The 16,435-nt window shown below is 61.3% G+C and carries 15 protein-coding genes; 7 read left to right on the top strand and 8 right to left on the bottom strand.

The window, feature by feature from the left end; translation table 11 throughout:
- The first annotated feature begins 52 nt into the window (after positions 1 to 52).
- Positions 53 to 1,672, top strand: a complete 1,620-nt coding sequence (locus ABVN19_RS22140) for an EAL domain-containing protein (RefSeq protein WP_105641141.1) — start codon at positions 53 to 55, stop codon at positions 1,670 to 1,672.
- 12 nt (positions 1,673 to 1,684) lie between these two features.
- Here the strand turns inward: ABVN19_RS22140 and ABVN19_RS22135 are convergent, their stop codons facing one another.
- Both ABVN19_RS22135 and algB read right to left on the bottom strand, forming a co-directional pair.
- Positions 1,685 to 3,472: a KinB sensor domain-containing domain gene (locus ABVN19_RS22135; RefSeq protein ID WP_105641142.1), complete on the bottom strand. Its 1,788-nt coding sequence runs from the start codon at positions 3,470 to 3,472 to the stop codon at positions 1,685 to 1,687.
- Positions 3,469 to 4,815, bottom strand: coding sequence for a sigma-54-dependent response regulator transcription factor AlgB (gene algB, locus ABVN19_RS22130; protein ID WP_028942656.1), 1,347 nt, complete (start codon positions 4,813 to 4,815; stop codon positions 3,469 to 3,471). The genes ABVN19_RS22135 and algB overlap by 4 nt, the downstream gene beginning before the upstream one ends.
- A gap of 208 nt (positions 4,816 to 5,023) precedes the next feature.
- Here algB and ABVN19_RS22125 point away from each other — a divergent pair, with 208 nt between their 5' ends.
- From ABVN19_RS22125 to ABVN19_RS22100, 6 genes are all read left to right on the top strand, one after another.
- On the top strand, positions 5,024 to 5,860 hold the full coding sequence (locus ABVN19_RS22125; RefSeq protein ID WP_105641143.1) for a BON domain-containing protein: 837 nt from the start codon (positions 5,024 to 5,026) through the stop codon (positions 5,858 to 5,860).
- Between the two features lie 172 nt (positions 5,861 to 6,032).
- The gene (locus ABVN19_RS22120) at positions 6,033 to 6,305 is read left to right on the top strand and encodes a hypothetical protein (protein WP_028942658.1); all 273 of its coding nucleotides are present in this window, start codon (positions 6,033 to 6,035) and stop codon (positions 6,303 to 6,305) included.
- Positions 6,306 to 6,344: 39 nt separating this feature from the next.
- A complete protein-coding gene (locus ABVN19_RS22115) occupies positions 6,345 to 6,509 on the top strand; it encodes a DUF1328 domain-containing protein (RefSeq protein WP_009401691.1) in 165 nt (54 codons plus the stop codon).
- 2 nt (positions 6,510 to 6,511) lie between these two features.
- Complete coding sequence (locus ABVN19_RS22110) at positions 6,512 to 6,982, top strand: inhibitor of vertebrate lysozyme family protein (RefSeq protein WP_028942659.1); 471 nt, start codon at positions 6,512 to 6,514, stop codon at positions 6,980 to 6,982.
- Between the two features lie 750 nt (positions 6,983 to 7,732).
- Positions 7,733 to 9,064 carry a glutamate/aspartate:proton symporter GltP gene (gene gltP, locus ABVN19_RS22105; RefSeq protein WP_028942660.1) on the top strand — a complete coding sequence of 444 codons (1,332 nt, stop codon included), beginning with the start codon at positions 7,733 to 7,735 and terminating at the stop codon, positions 9,062 to 9,064.
- Positions 9,065 to 9,190: 126 nt separating this feature from the next.
- Positions 9,191 to 10,420 carry a spore maturation protein gene (locus ABVN19_RS22100; RefSeq protein ID WP_028942661.1) on the top strand — a complete coding sequence of 410 codons (1,230 nt, stop codon included), beginning with the start codon at positions 9,191 to 9,193 and terminating at the stop codon, positions 10,418 to 10,420.
- Here ABVN19_RS22100 and ABVN19_RS22095 read toward each other — a convergent pair.
- The 6 genes from ABVN19_RS22095 to ABVN19_RS22070 are packed head-to-tail and all read right to left on the bottom strand — an operon-like array spanning position 10,402 to position 16,417.
- Positions 10,402 to 11,031: an ABC-type transport auxiliary lipoprotein family protein gene (locus ABVN19_RS22095; protein ID WP_028942662.1), complete on the bottom strand. Its 630-nt coding sequence runs from the start codon at positions 11,029 to 11,031 to the stop codon at positions 10,402 to 10,404. The two genes, ABVN19_RS22100 and ABVN19_RS22095, sit on opposite strands and share 19 nt — an antisense overlap.
- A complete protein-coding gene (locus ABVN19_RS22090; protein WP_105641144.1) occupies positions 11,028 to 11,966 on the bottom strand; it encodes an MlaD family protein in 939 nt (312 codons plus the stop codon). The genes ABVN19_RS22095 and ABVN19_RS22090 overlap by 4 nt, the downstream gene beginning before the upstream one ends.
- Position 11,967: 1 nt before the next feature.
- The gene (locus ABVN19_RS22085; protein ID WP_028942664.1) at positions 11,968 to 12,771 is read right to left on the bottom strand and encodes an ATP-binding cassette domain-containing protein; all 804 of its coding nucleotides are present in this window, start codon (positions 12,769 to 12,771) and stop codon (positions 11,968 to 11,970) included.
- On the bottom strand, positions 12,768 to 13,910 hold the full coding sequence (locus ABVN19_RS22080; RefSeq protein ID WP_028942665.1) for an ABC transporter permease: 1,143 nt from the start codon (positions 13,908 to 13,910) through the stop codon (positions 12,768 to 12,770). Before ABVN19_RS22080 ends, ABVN19_RS22085 begins: the two co-directional genes overlap by 4 nt.
- Positions 13,911 to 13,952: 42 nt before the next feature.
- Entirely contained in the window at positions 13,953 to 14,975 is a 1,023-nt protein-coding gene (locus ABVN19_RS22075) for a DUF5924 family protein (protein WP_028942666.1), read from the bottom strand.
- Between the two features lie 50 nt (positions 14,976 to 15,025).
- A complete protein-coding gene (locus ABVN19_RS22070) occupies positions 15,026 to 16,417 on the bottom strand; it encodes an insulinase family protein (RefSeq protein WP_105641145.1) in 1,392 nt (463 codons plus the stop codon).
- Positions 16,418 to 16,435 lie beyond the last annotated feature (18 nt).

The following is a 16,435-nucleotide window of genomic DNA, read 5'->3' as shown; positions in this document are numbered from 1 at the left end:
TGAGTTGACCGCCAGTTGCTATACCTCTTGGTATTCAACGGGATGATTCTCGATGTCAGCTGCCCTGTCCATGCTGCGCCACCTGTTCTACCGCCCCTGGTTACTGGCCTCACTCGCGGCTTCGGCCAGCGCAATCCTGTTGCTTATTGCCAGCATCGGCGTGGCCATGCATCAGATGCAGCAGAGCGAAAGCGAGCAGATGAACGCCAGGGGTGAGCGGTTTCTCGAGCGCCTCGAGCAAATTTTCGGGCAACTGCGCGAAGGGGTTGACGAGCTGCAGGCCCAACCTATACGCGGCTGTGATGCCTCGATGCTACGGACGCTGCAGGAGGTCGCGTTCCGCTATCGCTTCGTCTATGAAGCCGCCTATGTCGATGGCACCGTCGCTTGCTCCAACCGGATCGGAGAGCAGATCATCAATCCGTTGCGCCCCCCGGATATCGAGGGGCCTACCTACAGTTACTGGCTCAACACCACCACCCAGCCGGACGACAACCTTGCCGCGCTGATGCTTGGGCGCGGCAAGTTTCTGGTCGCAACCTCCCGTGGTCATATCACCGATGTGGTCGACCTGCCGCCGGAAGGCAGCCTGCTGGTGGTGTTGGACAACGGTACCCGGGCCGTTCCGGTGCTCGGGCCGCCGCAGGCCTGGCCCCCGGCGGAGCAGTGGCCACCGACGTCCAAGGAAGCACTGCTGGAACTACCCGATCGGCTGATTTACCGCATGCCGACCAAATCGCCGGACTATCAACTGGTGCTGATCGCGCCACGGGCCAGCATGCCGCTGAAGATGAACGGGGTGCTTTGGCTATTATTTCCCGGCAGTCTCGTGTTGGCCTGGTGCATCGGCTGGCTGGTGCTGCAAATGGTGCGTCAGCGTCGCTCCATGAGCTCCGAATTGCAGATGGCTTTGCGCCGGGGCGAGCTGCAGGTGCTGTACCAACCCATTTTCGAGCTCAACAGTCGCCGCTGTGTGGGGGCGGAGGCTTTGGTGCGCTGGCGCCGTCCCGACGGCACGCTGACCAGTCCCGACCTCTTCATCCCCTTGGCGGAGAATACTGGCCAGATCCGCCAGATCACCGATTTTGTCCTGCAACGCGTGCTGGAGCAGCTCGGCCACCTGCTGCGCGCCAACCGACAGCTCTACATCTCGGTCAACCTGGCGGCCTGCGATGTGATGGTCCCCAGGATTGGCCGGGTCGCTGCGCGTCTGCTGGCCTTGCACCATGTATCTGCCAGCCAGATCGCCTTCGAGGTGACCGAGCGTGGGCTCATCGATGTGGTCGTTGCCCGCGACAACCTGCAAGCCCTGCGCGCGGTGGGCCATCAGGTGCTGATCGACGATTTCGGCACCGGTTACTGCAGCCTGGCGTACTTGCAGACGCTGCCGGTGGACTGCCTGAAAATCGACAAGGCCTTTATCGACGCCCTTGGCCATGATGCCGCCAGCAGCGGTGTGGCGCCGCACATCATTCGCATGGCCCACGCCCTGCAGCTAAGGGTGATTGCCGAAGGCATCGAGTATGAAGACCAGGCCCTGCTGCTCAATAGCGAGGGGGTCAACTATGGTCAGGGGTGGCTGTTCGCCCATCCGCTCAGTGCCCGTCAGTTCGTGGAACTGATCACGCGGGGACGGCGCATGGCGCCGCGGCGCATCGATGATGAAGCCTGAGGCCTGTTGGTCTCAGACGGGCAAGGCCATGTAGAACTGGGTGCCTTGCCCTGGGCGCGAATACACGCCCATGCGTCCGCCGTGCAACTGGACGATTTCCTTGCACAGTGCCAAGCCAAGGCCTGCCCCGCCTTTCTTGCGACCGACCTGGACAAAGGGTTCGAAGATCCGCCCCTGCTGCCCGTAAGCAATGCCTTCGCCATTGTCTTCGATGCTGATAATTACCCGCTCGTCATGGCGCCTGGCGTGCAGGCGAATGTGCCCAGCCGTTGGTGTATGCCGAACGGCGTTGTCGAGTAGATTGTCCATCACACGGTCGAGCTGCAAGGGGTCGGCCTGGATGCGTGGCAGGGGCGTATCCAGTTCGATCTTCAGCTCGATCTGCTTGTCGGCGGCTGGTCCCGCAAAGCGCTCGCATGCACGGGCCAGCAAGTCATCGACGGCGCAGGGGGTCAACTCCAGCTTCTGTTGGCCGCTCTGGTAGCGCGAGAAGTTGAGCAGGTCGTTGATCAACTGGGTCAGACGCTGCATTTCTTCACCGATGGTGTCGAACAGGTCGGTCTCTCGTGATTGCGGTGGGAATTCAAGGCGTTCGCGCAGCAGCCCGAAGGCCATGTGCATCCCCGTGACTGGCGTGCGCAGTTCATGGGAGGCGCGTAGCACAAATTCACTGCGCACCCGCTCGAAGGTTCGCTGTTCGGTGACATCGTGGAGGACCATGACAGCGCCGAGAATCTGCCCGCCGGCATGGCACATGGGCGTCAGGCTGTAGGCCAGCAAGCGCGGTTCTTCATCTATTTCCAGGTTCAGGTCTTCCGGAGGGCGGTCGAGGCTGCCGCCACGCAATACCAGGCGCAGTTGCTCGTCCAGCTCAGGGCGGTTCAGCGCTTCCCCCAGGCCGCTGCCCAGGCGGCTGTCATCCCAGCCCAGCTGGCGTTGGGCAACAGGGTTGATGTGCTCCAGGTGTCCCTGGCGATCGATGATCAGCAGGCCGTCATCAATGCTGTCGAGTACCGCTTGCAGGCGCTGCTGGCCCGCGAGCAGCTCATCGACGTTGGTGGCCTGATGCTTGCGAAGGGCTTCGGCCATCAAGCCGAAACGCCGAGTGAGCTGGTTCATTTCCACGGCCTGGACCACAGGCAGGGTGACGTCAAAATCGCCCTGGCCGATCTGGTCGGCAGCCTTTGCCAGTGCTTCGATGGGTTGGCCAAAGCGCCGGGCAATGCCGTGGGCGGTCACAAACCCCAGGATCAACACGGCCAGGCCCACCAGACCGAGCAGGCTGGAGATCAGCAGGGCGCGGTCATGGGCCTGTTGCTGGCTTTGTTTGATGTGCTCCAAGGCGTGCTTGTGGGCGTTGACCAGGTCGGCGCGCAGGGTATTGAAAGCCTGGCCCAGCGGATGGTCGGCGCCCAGGCTGCGCGCCGGTACACTGCTATCGCGAAACGCCTGGAGATAGTGTTGGTAATGCTGATTGGCCTGGGCAAAACCTTCATTGGCGGCTTTTTCTGCCTCATGGCTGGTGCCCTCGTCGAGCAACTGTTGGAATTGCGCTTGCAGGCGCTCCAATGCCTCGGTATTGGCTGAGTCATCAAGCATCAACGTCAGTTGCTCACCGAGGTTCTGCCGCAGTTTCAAGCCAAGGTCGAGCGTAACGGCATTCTCGCGGATCAATGTCTGTTGTGCGCTGGACATCTGCAGCACGCTGACCAGGCCCAGCAACAAGCCGAACAAGGCCACGGTAATCAGGGCCGAAATGCTGAGAAAAAGCCGCGTGCGCAGCTTCATCGTCCACTTCATAAGTTGTACTGCTTGCGCTTGCGGTACAGAGTCGAGGCGTCGATGCCGAGGGTCTTGGCGGCTTGGTCGAGGGTATCACTGGTTGCCAGCACCGCCCCGATGTGCGCCCGTTCCAGTTCGTCCAGGCTCAGCGCGGCACCAATGCGGGGAGCATTACTGGCCGGCTGCTCGGCCATGCCCAGGTGGCTGACTTCGACCCGCTCCTGGGCACAGATGATGCTGGCCCGCTCGATCACGTTGCGCAGCTCGCGAATGTTGCCCGGCCAGCGGTAGTTGAGCAGCGCTGCACGCGCTTCATCGCTGAAGCCACGGGCCGGGCGTGAGTACTCTTTGACGAAGCGGGCGAGAAAGCGATCGGCCAGGGCCAGGATATCTTCACTGCGTTCGCGCAACGGGGGCAGGTGCAGGGTAATGACGTTAAGGCGATAGAGCAGGTCTTCACGAAAGCGCCCGTCGCGAACCATGTCTTCCAGGTTGAGATTGGTTGCCGCCAGGATGCGCACATCGGCGCGACGGGTCACCGGGTCGCCGACCCGTTCGTATTCCTTGTCCTGAATAAAGCGCAACAGCTTGGGCTGAAGCGGTAGTGGGAAATCGCCGATTTCGTCGAGGAACAAGGTGCCACCATCGGCCTGGTTGACCCGGCCCAAGGTGCTTTCGCTGGCCCCGGTAAAGGCCCCGCGACTATGGCCGAACAACTCGCTTTCCATGAGCTCGGCGGTCAACGAGGGGCAGTTGATGGTCACGCAGGCCTTGCGGGCGCGTTTGCTCCAGCCATGAATGGCCCTGGCCAGCTCGCCCTTGCCGGTACCGGACTCACCGAGAATCAGAATGTTGGCATCGGTACTGGCTACCTGGCGGGCGGTTTCCAGCACCACCATCATGGCCGGGCTGTGCGAGTCCAGGCCATCCTTGGGTTTTCGCACCTCATCTTCCAGTGCTTCCAGGCGCGCAGACAACTGGCGCACTTCAAGCTGCTTGGCAGTGGCCAGGCGCAACTGGTCGGGGCTGCAGGGCTTCACCAGGTAGTCGGCAGCACCGGCCTGGATGGCATCGACTGCAGTGTCGACCGCCGAGTGGGCGGTGACGATCACCACACGCATCCAGGGGGCCTGAATGCGCATCTGCGCCAGCACATCCAGGCCGTTATCCTCGCCCAGGCGCAGATCGAGAAAGCACAGGTCGAAGACCTGGCGTTGCAGCAGGGTTTCAGCCTGGGCGGCGCTGTTGGCGGTGGCCACGCTGTAGCCTTCGTCTTCCAGGCAATAGCGGAAGGTACGCAGGATGGCAGTCTCATCATCGACCAATAGAATGCGGCCTTGATGTTCCTGGGCTGATTCCATTTCCTACGCTCCTTTGAGATTGATCTTGGTTAGTGTCAGAAAAATCGGGCAAGTTGCATGATTCGCTCTGATTCTTTCCTGCCCCTGCATGGTAGCCCTTAGCCTCGTACATATCTAACCGGCTGAATAAAGGGCGGTTGTAGATGCTGCCGGACCTTGGCGCTTCGGATGCGGTCCAATGATTCTCTGGCCTATCGGAGGTTGTCCCATGCCCGTTCCGCATCCCGTGTTAGTCGCCGCTACTGTGCTCTTATTGTTGTCGGTTGCTGCGTCTGCCGCTGAACCACAACCCCCTGCACGGCAGGAGGCGCGGCTGGAAGGCGCGTTGCAAACCGCCCTGGCGCTCAACCGGTTACTCAATCCATTCAAGATCGAGGTCGAGGTGCAGGCAGGAACGGCACGCCTGCAAGGCCAGGTCGAAAACGATGTCGAACGGCAACTCGCCGAGCAAGTGGCGCTGGCGACCCGGGGTATAGACAAAGTGCAGAATGACCTGCAGGTCAATGCCGACCTGGTCGAGCAGCCGCTTGAGCGCCGTGCCTATGCCCAGCGCCTGGAGGACGCGACCCTGGCATCGATCATTCGCGCCCGCTTGCTGTGGAGCACGCGTACCCAAGCATCGCCCATAGAGGTACAAAGCCGTGAAGGTGTGGTCACGCTGCGTGGCCAGGTCAACAGCGCCGAGGCCAAGGAGCTGGCAGGCGTGCTGGCAGGATCAACCGAAGGCGTCTTTCTGGTGAACAACCTGATCAGCCTGAGCGCTGCCGACATGGCCAGGCTGCGAGAAGAGCAGCAGGAGGTCAGGAGTGATCCGCAACTGAGCGACGCCTGGATCAACAACAAGGTCCAGATCAGTTTCATGTATAGCCGCAACCTCGATGGCCCGAACATCAAGGTCGCCACCCAGGATGGCGTGGTCAGGCTGTCGGGTGAAGTGGTCAGCGATGAGCAGAAAACCATCGCGGTCGAGGTTGCCCGACAGATCCGCGGTGTCAGGGGCGTGGATGCAGACATGCTCAAAGTGGCGACCAAGGTGCAGGGCTGATCATGCAAAACGCACGAGGCAACCGGGGCGATCGTGCAGGATACGTCCAATAAATGATCGTCGTTTTTTATAACTAGCTGATAAATAAGTATATTTTTAAACGAGAAAGGATGGCATGCGCTCTGCAATGACTACTGCAAGTCAACAGTAATCGCAGCAGGAGGAGCACGGCATGAACCGCCATCCCGCCACCCTAGTGCAGATATCACCGCTTCAGCTGCGCCAGGGGCTGTTTTTCAGCTTGGCACTGCTGCTGACCCTGATTGCCGGTCAGCTCTATCACAACTGGCAAGTTGCCCAGGATGCCCGGGCCTTTTCCGCCCGCGCCGCCCTGATGGTCAAAGCGCCGACCCCCGCCTCCGCCGTGCTGACGCAAGCAGCGCCCGCTGCAGCCAACGCCGCCACGGTCGAGAGCAGAATCCCCCGTGAACGCTGGGTGTTCTGAGGCAGAGGAACTCTTTCTAAAACGGTAAGGAGAATCACCATGTTGAGCTGGGCTATCACCTTCCTGATTATCGCCATTGTCGCTGCCGTGCTGGGCTTCGGTGGTATCGCCGGCGCCGCTACCGGTATCGCGAAGATCCTCTTCATTGTCTTCCTGGTGCTGTTCGTGGCTTCTTTCTTCTTCGGTCGTCGCGGTAGAGGTTGAACATGAAAGGGACGCTATACAGAGCCCTGGCTACCGCCCTGCTCGTGGGCGGCAGTACAGCGGCAATGGCGGCCAATGATGGCCAGGTCCGGGTCAACCAACTGTTGGCCTCGGACCCCGAATACCGGGAAACCTGGCAAGAGGCTGTCGAAAAAGAGGAGCGCCTGCCCGAGTGGGTGCTCAACCTCAGCGGGGTTTCCGAGCAACAGATGTCCGCCGTGGAGGAAGACGGCGACAAGTACTTGGTCGGCCCGCTCTGCGAGACCGAGCAGAAATGCCTTAACAAGCGGCTGATCGTGGCGTTCAGCTGGGACAAGGATGACGCTTACGGGATGCTGGTCGAGGTTCCCGAGGGCTTGCCGGGCGACAAGTCGCCCACCCGCCATGCCGATTACCGCTGGTTGGGCAAGCCGGACCCAGGCATGCAGCAGTTGCTGAAGGAGCAGCTCAAACGTGATCCGAACTGGTACTGAATGCCGCCGGGCCATTCATGTACATATATAGAAGCTGAACCTTTCGCCGTTTCCAGTTTCTATGATGCGCCCGCCTGAGGAAGGCTGGCGCATGACCAAGGGGCCGGGCTGCTCTGATTGTTTCAGGATCGGAGGGGCCTAGGGGTACAGGGAGTGCCCCCGATGAGGGCCGGGTCAGGTGAAGCAGCAACGGAAGTTTCAGGTCGGGCGACCCGCCTCAGGGGACATGCCTGACCGAGCTTCCGTAGCGCTTTGACTCTCTGTCGACATTCCTTCCTTCAGTTATTCCCTTTTCCTACAAAGTACGTCGACGCATATTTTCGCTCGACCGTATATCTATATTTTTTCGTCGCGTTTCAACCTTCGGATGAAAGCCATTTCACGCATTCGGATTGTCGAACAATGGCCTTTTGCATTCAGGTGGATACGTCCAAATCGGCCGTAATATGGCGCTTTGGCCATCGTCGGAATTCCGAACGAGCCGTTCGCAACCCCTTGGGACGCAAGTTTTGCTGCAGAAATATCATGCCGATTCGGCATGGGGTAGTCGTTTACGGCATTAGACGGGGCACCCTTGCGTGGGAATAGTTGCGCCTTTTTTCGCTGGCCTGAGCGTTCAAACGCTCGCTCGCGGTGACCTTCTACGGAGTCGCCTGCCGATAGCCACCACCGACCATTTTATGCTGGCAACAGCTCTGGGACGCGGTTGTCAGCCTGGTGCCCGTGTCCACTTCAAGAAAAGGTAACGACATGAAGAAGGCAAAGCTAAGCCTCGCCTGGCAGATCCTCATCGGTCTGGTACTGGGGATTGCAATCGGCGCTTTACTGAATCATTTCAGTGCAGAAAAGGCATGGTGGATCAGTAACGTCCTGCAACCTGCTGGTGACATCTTCATTCGCCTGATCAAGATGATCGTTATCCCGATCGTGATTTCGTCGCTGATCGTGGGTATCGCCGGGGTTGGCGATGCGAAAAAACTGGGCAGCATTGGCCTCAAGACCATCATCTACTTCGAGGTGGTCACCACCATCGCGATCGTGGTCGGCCTGGTTCTGGCCAACCTGTTCCACCCGGGTGCCGGCATCGACATGAGCACGCTGGGTACTGTGGATATCTCCAAGTACCAGGCCACGGCGGCCGAGGTTCAGCATGAGCATGCGTTCATCGAGACCATCCTCAACTTGATCCCATCGAACATCTTCGCAGCGCTGATGCGCGGTGAGATGCTGCCGATCATCTTCTTCTCGGTGCTGTTCGGCCTTGGTTTGTCGAGCCTGCAGGCCGACATCCGCGACCCGCTGGTGAAAACCTTCCAGGGCGTCTCCGAAGCCATGTTCAAGGTCACTCACATGATCATGAACTACGCGCCAATCGGTGTGTTCGCGCTGATCGCCGTGACCGTTGCAAACTTCGGTTTCGCCTCGCTGCTGCCATTGGCCAAGCTGGTATTGCTGGTGTACTTCGCCATCGCCTTCTTCGCCTTCATGGTGCTGGGCCTGATCGCTCGCCTGTTCGGCTTCTCGGTGATCAAGTTGATGCGCATCTTCAAGGATGAGCTGGTGCTGGCCTACTCCACCGCCAGTTCCGAGACCGTGCTGCCGCGTGTGATCGAGAAGATGGAAGCCTACGGTGCGCCGAAAGCCATCTGCAGCTTCGTGGTTCCGACCGGCTACTCGTTCAACCTGGACGGCTCGACCCTGTACCAGAGCATCGCGGCCATCTTCATCGCCCAGCTGTACGGCATTGACCTGTCGCTGAGCCAGCAGCTGCTGCTTGTCCTGACCCTGATGGTCACCTCCAAGGGTATCGCCGGTGTTCCGGGCGTGTCCTTCGTGGTGTTGCTGGCCACCCTGGGCAGTGTCGGCATTCCGCTGGAAGGCCTGGCTTTCATCGCCGGTGTAGACCGCGTGATGGACATGGCGCGTACCGCCCTGAACGTGATCGGCAACGCCCTGGCTGTTCTGGTCATCGCTCGCTGGGAAGGCATGTATGACGATGCCAAGGGCCAGCGCTACTGGAACTCCCTGCCGCACTGGCGCAGCAAAGAAGCTGCACCTGCCGGCAAGACTGCCAACCACTAAGGTGCAGCCTGGCTGAACAAGAAGCCCCGACCTGGTCGGGGCTTTTTGCATTGTGCCCCCGAGGACCGCGCGCCCCCGGGGGGCAGCTGTGGCATCATTTGTCGCAACTTTGTGGGGGAACATCGGATGCTCAACGGCCTTTGGCTTGGTTTTTTCGTGGTCGCGGCCATCTCCGCGCTGGCGCAATGGCTGGTGGGCGGCAACGCCGGAATTTTTGCCGCAATGGTCGAAAGCATCTTTGCCATGGCCAAGCTGTCGGTCGAGGTGATGGTGCTGTTGTTCGGGACCCTGACGCTCTGGCTGGGCTTTCTGAAAATCGCCGAGAAGGCCGGTATCGTCGACTGGCTGGCCAAGATACTCGGCCCCCTGTTCGCCCGGCTGATGCCCGAAGTGCCGCCCGGTCACCCGGCCCTGGGTCTGATCACCCTGAACTTCGCCGCCAACGGCCTGGGCCTGGATAACGCTGCTACGCCTATTGGCCTCAAGGCCATGCGCGCGCTGCAGGAGCTCAACCCCAGCTCGACGACCGCCAGCAACGCGCAGATCCTGTTCCTGGTACTCAACGCCTCGTCCCTGACCCTGCTGCCGGTGACCATCTTCATGTACCGCGCCCAGCAGGGCGCCATGGACCCCACCCTGGTGTTCCTGCCCATTCTGTTGGCCACCAGTGCCTCCACGCTGGTCGGCCTGCTGTCGGTCGCCGTCATGCAGCGCCTGCGCTTGTGGGACCCGGTGGTGCTGGCCTACCTGATACCCGGTGCGCTGCTGCTGGGCAGTTTCATGGCGTTTCTCGGCACCTTGTCGGCCACAGCGCTGGCCGGGCTGTCGTCGATCCTGGGCAACCTGACCTTGTTCGGCCTGATCATGCTGTTCCTGGTGATTGGCGCGTTCAAGCGCGTGAAGGTGTACGAAACCTTCGTGGAGGGCGCCAAGGAGGGCTTTGACGTCGCCAAGAGCCTTCTGCCCTATCTGGTTGCCATGCTCTGCGCGGTCGGCGTACTGCGTGCCTCAGGAGCCCTGGAGCTGAGCCTGGACGGTATCCGTCATGTGGTGGAGTGGCTGGGGATGGATACGCGCTTCGTCGAGGGCCTGCCCACCGCCCTGGTCAAGCCGTTCTCGGGGAGCGCGGCGCGGGCCATGCTGATCGAGACCATGCAGACCCACGGCGTCGACAGCTTCCCAGCCCTGGTGGCGGCGACCATCCAGGGCAGCACCGAAACCACGTTCTACGTGCTGGCAGTGTATTTCGGGGCGGTCGGTATCCAGCGCGCCCGCCATGCGGTGGGCTGCGCCTTGCTGGCCGAGTTCTCCGGGGTGGTGGCGGCCATCTGTGTCTGCTACTGGTTCTTTGCCTGAACCTGGTTGGCCTGGGCCAGCGTCCAGGCCACCAGTTGCATCATCAACTGGTCAGTGGCGCTGCCGAAGCCGTTGACCACTGCCGGTACCTGCTTGTTGGCGAGTGGCTGACGCACTTCAAAGCGCCGGCTGGCGAGAATTCGCTGGGTGCGGCCTTCAACCAGCCGCGCGTCGTAGCGAATCAGCACCTCTAGTCCGTTGGCACTGTATTCGCTCTGAAAGGCCTGCAGCTCCCCTGCCAGCTCATAGTCGGCCTGCAGGTTGCTGTCATCGGCACTGAGCTGCGGCACCCGGCCATCACGCTGGAAGGCGTCGAGCATTCGGTTGCGCAGCAGCAAGGGCGCCGGGTCGCTCCAGCGCGCGCCCTTGTAGGTACTGACCAGGTTGCCTTCCGGGACCACGGCAATTTTCGGGCTGTTGAGCACATCGCTGGCCAGGGGCTTGTTCACCCGCAGCGACCAGTTGACCACCGCACTTTGCGGTGCCGGGCGGCTGGTTTGGGCCGACGGCAGGCGATAGACGTCGGCAGGTTCGGCCTCTGGCAGGATCGAGCAGGCGCTGCCCAGGCTCAACGCTGCAGCCAGGGCCAGGTAGCGGCAGGTACGACTCATGGCGTGAACTCCTTGTTTGTGTCACGGCCGAGCAGGTAGCCGCTGGGGTTGGCTTCCAGGCGCTGGGAAATCGCCTTCAGCGAATTGAGCGTTTCGCGCAGTTCACGAATGGCCGGGGCCAATTGGTTCAGCCCTTGGGCGCCGTCATTCAGGGCTTCGCGGTTGTCATTGAGCAGGCTGTTGATGGTGGCGGTGCTCTGGGCCAGGTTCTGCATGGCCAGCTCTGCGCTGCCGAAGGCTTGCTTGCCCTGGCTGTTGAGCAGGCCATTGGCGTTGCGCATCAGCTCGCTGGTTTGCTGGAGCATGGAACTGGCCTGATTACCGACCTGAGCCAGTTGCTGGATGGCAGTACGGATGTCACCGCGCTGCTCGCTGATGGCTGAAGTGGTCTTCTCCAGGTTGGTCAGGGTCTTGCCCAGGTTGGTGGCGTTGTCTTCGGAAAACAGGGCGTTGGCGTTGTGTACCAGCATGTTGATGTTGGTCAGGAGGTCGCTGCCGTCATCAAGCAGCCGGGCAATGGGTGACGGCGAGGCATAGATCACCGGTAGCTTGCCATCCTTGCCCTTGAGTTCCGGGCTTTGCGGCGTACCGCCGCTGAGCTGGATGAAGGAGGTACCGGTGATGCCGGTCAGGGTCAGTTTGGCTCGGGTGTCTTCCTTCACCGGGGTATCGGCGCTCAGGCGCACTTGCGCCAGTACCCGACGCGGGTCCTTGGGATCAAGGCGCAGGCTGGTGACGTCGCCCACCTTGATGCCGCTGTACTGCACCGAGCTGCCCCGGGACAGCCCGGACACCGCTTCGTTGAACACCACTTCGTAATCCTTGAAGGTGCTGTCGACGCTGGATTTGGTCAGCCACAGGCCGAACAGCATGGCGCCGGTGACCACAATGACCGTGACCAGGCCGATCAGCACGTGATGTGCACGGGTTTCCATCTCAGAGCTCCTTTGCCACTGTGGCGGCCTGATACGCCGCGCGACCACGGGGGCCGTGAAAATATTCGTGAATCCAGGTGTCGTCGGTGTCTTCGACCTGGGCAATGGGACCTGCCACCAGTACTTTCTTCTGCGACAGCACTGCCACTCGGTCAGTGATGGTGTAGAGAGTGTCGAGGTCGTGGGTGATCAGGAACACGCTCAGGCCCAGGGCATCGCGCAGGGTCAGGATCAGTTGGTCGAAGGCCGCCGCGCCGATCGGGTCCAGGCCTGCGGTAGGCTCATCGAGAAACAGGATGTCGGGATCAAGGGCCAGGGCCCGGGCCAATGCAGCGCGCTTGACCATGCCGCCGGAGAGTGACGAGGGGTATTTGTCGGCGGCGGAAATCGGCAAGCCGGCCAACGCCAGCTTGACTCCGGCCAAGTGCTCGGCATCGGGCCGGGACAAGCCCGCGTGCTCGATCAATGGCAGGGCGACGTTCTCGGTCACGGTCAATGAAGAGAACAGCGCGCCCTTCTGGAACAGCACGCCAAAGCGGCGTTCGACCTTCGAGCGCTGCTCGTCATTAAGGCCCGTGAGGTCCTGTCCAAATACCTTCACCTGCCCTTCGTTGGGCCGCCGCAAGCCGACAATGCTGCGCAGCAGCACCGACTTGCCACTGCCCGACCCGCCCACCACGGCCAGGATTTCGCCACGGTACAGGTCAAGGTCCAATTGCTCGTGCACGCTCTGGGTGCCGAAGCGGTTGCAGATGCCCCGGGCTTCGATCACTGCCTCGCGGCCGTCGGTGGTTGTCTGACTCACCAGCCCATCTCCATGAAGAACAGTGCGGCTATCGCATCCAGCACGATCACCACGAAAATCGACTGCACCACGCTGGAGGTGGTGTGGGCGCCCACCGACTCGGCGCTGCCGCTGACCTTGAACCCTTCCAGACAGCCAATGGCGGCGATCAGGAAGGCAAAGAACGGTGCCTTGGCCAGGCCGACCAGAAAATGCTGCACACCAATATCGCTTTGCAGCAACGACAGGAACATGGCTGGCGAGATATCCAGCGACAGCGCACAAACCACGGCCCCGCCGATGATCCCGCAGATCATTGCCAGGAACGTCAGCAGAGGCAGTGCGATCAGCAGTGCCAATACGCGCGGGACCACCAGCAGCTCTACCGGGTCCAGGCCCAGGGTGCGGATAGCGTCGATCTCTTCGTTGGCCTTCATCGAGCCGATCTGCGCGGTGAAGGCACTGGCGGTGCGGCCGGCCATGAGGATGGCGGTCAGCAGTACGCCGAATTCACGCAGGAACGAGAACGCGACCAGGTCGACGGTGAAGATACTGGCGCCGAACCCGGCCAGTACTGTCGCGCCCAGGAAGGCCACCACGGCACCCACCAGAAAGGTCAGCAAGGCGACAATGGGCGCTGCGTCCAGGCCGGTCTGTTCGATATGGGCGACCACTGCCGTGACGCGCCAGCGCCGGGGCTGGAACAGGCGAAGGAAAATAGTCTGCAGGATCAGGCCGACAAAGCCCAGGATCTGCAGGGTGTCCTGCCAGAGGGTGTCGACCGCGCAGCCGATGCGGCTGAGCAACTGGATGAGTACCGATTGCTCGGGTTGTTTTTCCGGGATGCAGAAATTCTGCACCGAGCAGTAGACCGTCTGCAGCAGGGCGCGGCTGGCTTCGGGCAATTGTGCTGATTCGCTCAGGTGCGACAGGCGTTCGGGCCCCAGCAGTTCGACCAGCAAGGCGGCACCGGCGGTATCGAGCTTGCCCAGCTGGCTGAGGTCGACTTCGGTGTGCTGGTCGTACTGCTCCTTCACGCTGTCGCTGTGCTGCTTGAGCTCGGCGTAGTGGGCCAGGGTCCAGTCACCGACGATCTGCAGGCGTGACGGTGTGCTTGCGGTGTCCAGGGTTGCGCCAGGCGAGTTGATCATAAGCTCCATGCTGTCTGGCGGCGCGGTACTGCGCCGCCACAGAGCATAGCGTTACTGGCTGGCGGTTGCTTGACCATCGTCAATCACACGAAAGCGCAGCACGCCGATGACCTGGCCATCTTCGGTCAGCACCCTCACCTGCCAACGACCCACCGGATTGCCGGGGAAGTTCTGCTTGTGGGTCCAGGCCCGGTAGCCTTCCTTGCGCCCACCATGAATGTCCAGGGCGATGCGATCGACCTCTTTGCCGTCGAACTGCCACACATGGTAGATGCGTTCGTTCAGCCCGCGGGGTGCATTGATGGCGGTAAAGGCGTAGAGGCCGCTGCTGCGGATCTGGCTGGACTTGATCTCGTTTAGGCTCTTGCCGGGGGTACGATTCTCGACCTGGGTACTGACCGCTACTTCTGTCATCCACAAGGTTGCCGGCGGCACCCAGGAGCGCAGCATCCAGCCGCTGGCACCGACCGCCAGGGTCATGACCACCAGCATCACACCGCGTCGCCAATGGCTGATCGGAAAGCTGCTGGCAAGGCTCGGGAACGACAGCAGCATGGCAATACCCAGTGCCAGCTTGAAGCTCTGCGAAGTGGTCAGGTGCAGGATGATCGGTAGCGCGGTGAGCAGCGCGGCGAACAAGGTCAGGGTATGCAGCGCGAGGAACAGCCAGCGTCGCGGGGCCAGCCACTTGTAGTACAGCGGGTCGACGATCGAAATCAGCCCGGCAGCGCCCAGCAGGCCGGTAAACACCAGTTGGCCGCTGTTCCAGGTGGTGGTGACGAAAAAGAACGGGAGGACGAAGAACAGACTCTCCTGGTGGATCATCTGCGTGGCGTAGCGCAGCAGCGGCTGCGGGATCTCGCGCTTGAAGACTTTGGCGAAGAGTTTGGTGAAGGTGTTTTCCAACATCAGCCAGATCCAGCTGATCAGCATGACGATGGCGATCCAGCTCGCCAGACTTTCCTGGCGGTCGACCAGCATGAAACTGGCAATACCGGAGATGAAACCGCCGAGGGCGATTACGCCGGGATAGCGCTTGATCAGCTCGATCAAGCGCTGGAGATACTGAGGCATTAGAGGTGTTCGCAGGGTGAGGTAATAAACGCTTACAGGATTTTAACCCATTACCTGTAGGAACGGCGGTGCATGCGGTGTCTTATCCACAGCAGGATGCCTGCCAGGATCAGCCCCAGGCCCAACGCAATCAGGCCATACAATTCGTTGTAGCTGATCAACGGTCGTTCGATACGCACATACCCAGGCTTGACCAGCAATTGTTTCAAGGCCAGGTTGGCATCCTCCAGGCTGACCCGGCGCAGGGTTCGCGCCGGATCAGAGAAGCGGCCGTCGAGGTAATCGTTCAGCGCACCCCAGTAGTAGTCCGCCAGGGCCGAGTTGCCCTGGGTAGTCCAGGCCTCACGGTCGATCGCCGCTTGCTTGATCCGGGCGAAAGTGGCCGGGTCCAGGCCGTTCTTGCGTAACCGGTCGAGCATGTCGCCCAGCGCTTGCTCGGCTTCCTTGAGGTCGGCACGGTCCACGTCGGCATTGAGGCTCATCACCCCGGTGTCGCCAAAGGTTTCCCGTTGGGTATAAGGCCCGTAGGACACACCGTGCTTGAGCCGCAGCTCTTCATACAGCGCCCAGTCCAGGTACCGCTGCAGCAGGTCGAAGGTCTGCCCGTGGTCGTTGTCCAGTACCGGCTCCAGGAACAGCCAATGCAACTTTGCGCTGTCGCCGAGCCAGCCCCGGTCCAGTTTGCGGCGGGCGTCGGCTTTTTGTGTAACACCATCCAGTGCCCGGCGCTCGCCCGGCTCGGCGGGCGTGAGCTCGCCATAGGAGCGTTCCAGGTAGGCCGGCAGCAGCCGGTCAAGGCCGCCGACCACGATCAGGCTCATGTTGTTGGCGGCGTACCAGTGTTGCCGCAGGTCATTGACCTGTTCGAGTGTCATTTCGTCGATCGCCGAACGCTCGGCGCATTTGAGCCCCAACTCCACTGCCAGTTGGTCGCTGGAGCGGTGGCCGATGTCCTGGCGATCGAGCCAGCGTTGCAGGTGGGTGTAGTGTCCGCCGTCCTCGCGCTCCACGATTCGCTTTGACAGTGCCAGGTCGTCTTCATCGATCTCGGTGTCCTTGATCACCGCCAGCAACAGGTCCAGAACCTTGCGCTGGTTGCGGGCGGGGGCCTCGATCACGAACGTGGTATCGGCACTGCTGGTATAGGCATTCCATTCTCCGCCCAGCGCCTGCATGCGCTTTTCCAGGCCGCCTTCGCCGCCTTCGTCGATGCCACTGAACAATAAATGTTCGAGAAGGTGCGGAAGCTCTTGCTGCGCGCAAGGAAAGTCGTCGAAGCCGACGCCGACCACCAGTCGGATCGACACATGGTTGCGCTCATAGCCCGACTTGAGCAGTACCTGCAGGCCGTTGGGCAGCAGATAGCCCTCGACCTGCGAGCGGTCGAGGGCAAAGCCAGGCAGGGTGCCTAACAGCAGGCACAGGAACAACAGGCAACGCATGGCGAGCTTCCTTGCGGG

The sequence above is a fragment of the Pseudomonas vranovensis genome (assembly GCF_040438935.1).
Lineage (GTDB): Bacteria > Pseudomonadota > Gammaproteobacteria > Pseudomonadales > Pseudomonadaceae > Aquipseudomonas > Aquipseudomonas vranovensis.
The sequence above is the reverse complement of the archived record's forward strand: the minus strand, read 5'-3'. Positions and strand labels throughout refer to the sequence as shown.

Excerpts from the sequence above, each read along its gene's own strand:
- ABVN19_RS22115 (WP_009401691.1), top strand. The coding sequence starts at position 6,345 with ATGTTGAGCTGGGCTATCACCTTCCTGATTATCGCCATTGTCGCTGCC.
- ABVN19_RS22080 (WP_028942665.1), bottom strand. The coding sequence starts at position 13,910 with ATGGAGCTTATGATCAACTCGCCTGGCGCAACCCTGGACACCGCAAGC.
- ABVN19_RS22095 (WP_028942662.1), bottom strand. The coding sequence starts at position 11,031 with ATGAGTCGTACCTGCCGCTACCTGGCCCTGGCTGCAGCGTTGAGCCTG.
- ABVN19_RS22120 (WP_028942658.1), top strand. The coding sequence starts at position 6,033 with ATGAACCGCCATCCCGCCACCCTAGTGCAGATATCACCGCTTCAGCTG.
- ABVN19_RS22110 (WP_028942659.1), top strand. The coding sequence starts at position 6,512 with ATGAAAGGGACGCTATACAGAGCCCTGGCTACCGCCCTGCTCGTGGGC.
- ABVN19_RS22140 (WP_105641141.1), top strand. The coding sequence starts at position 53 with ATGTCAGCTGCCCTGTCCATGCTGCGCCACCTGTTCTACCGCCCCTGG.
- gltP (WP_028942660.1), top strand. The coding sequence starts at position 7,733 with ATGAAGAAGGCAAAGCTAAGCCTCGCCTGGCAGATCCTCATCGGTCTG.
- ABVN19_RS22075 (WP_028942666.1), bottom strand. The coding sequence starts at position 14,975 with ATGCCTCAGTATCTCCAGCGCTTGATCGAGCTGATCAAGCGCTATCCC.
- ABVN19_RS22100 (WP_028942661.1), top strand. The coding sequence starts at position 9,191 with ATGCTCAACGGCCTTTGGCTTGGTTTTTTCGTGGTCGCGGCCATCTCC.
- ABVN19_RS22135 (WP_105641142.1), bottom strand. The coding sequence starts at position 3,472 with ATGAAGTGGACGATGAAGCTGCGCACGCGGCTTTTTCTCAGCATTTCG.
- algB (WP_028942656.1), bottom strand. The coding sequence starts at position 4,815 with ATGGAATCAGCCCAGGAACATCAAGGCCGCATTCTATTGGTCGATGAT.
- ABVN19_RS22070 (WP_105641145.1), bottom strand. The coding sequence starts at position 16,417 with ATGCGTTGCCTGTTGTTCCTGTGCCTGCTGTTAGGCACCCTGCCTGGC.
- ABVN19_RS22090 (WP_105641144.1), bottom strand. The coding sequence starts at position 11,966 with ATGGAAACCCGTGCACATCACGTGCTGATCGGCCTGGTCACGGTCATT.
- ABVN19_RS22125 (WP_105641143.1), top strand. The coding sequence starts at position 5,024 with ATGCCCGTTCCGCATCCCGTGTTAGTCGCCGCTACTGTGCTCTTATTG.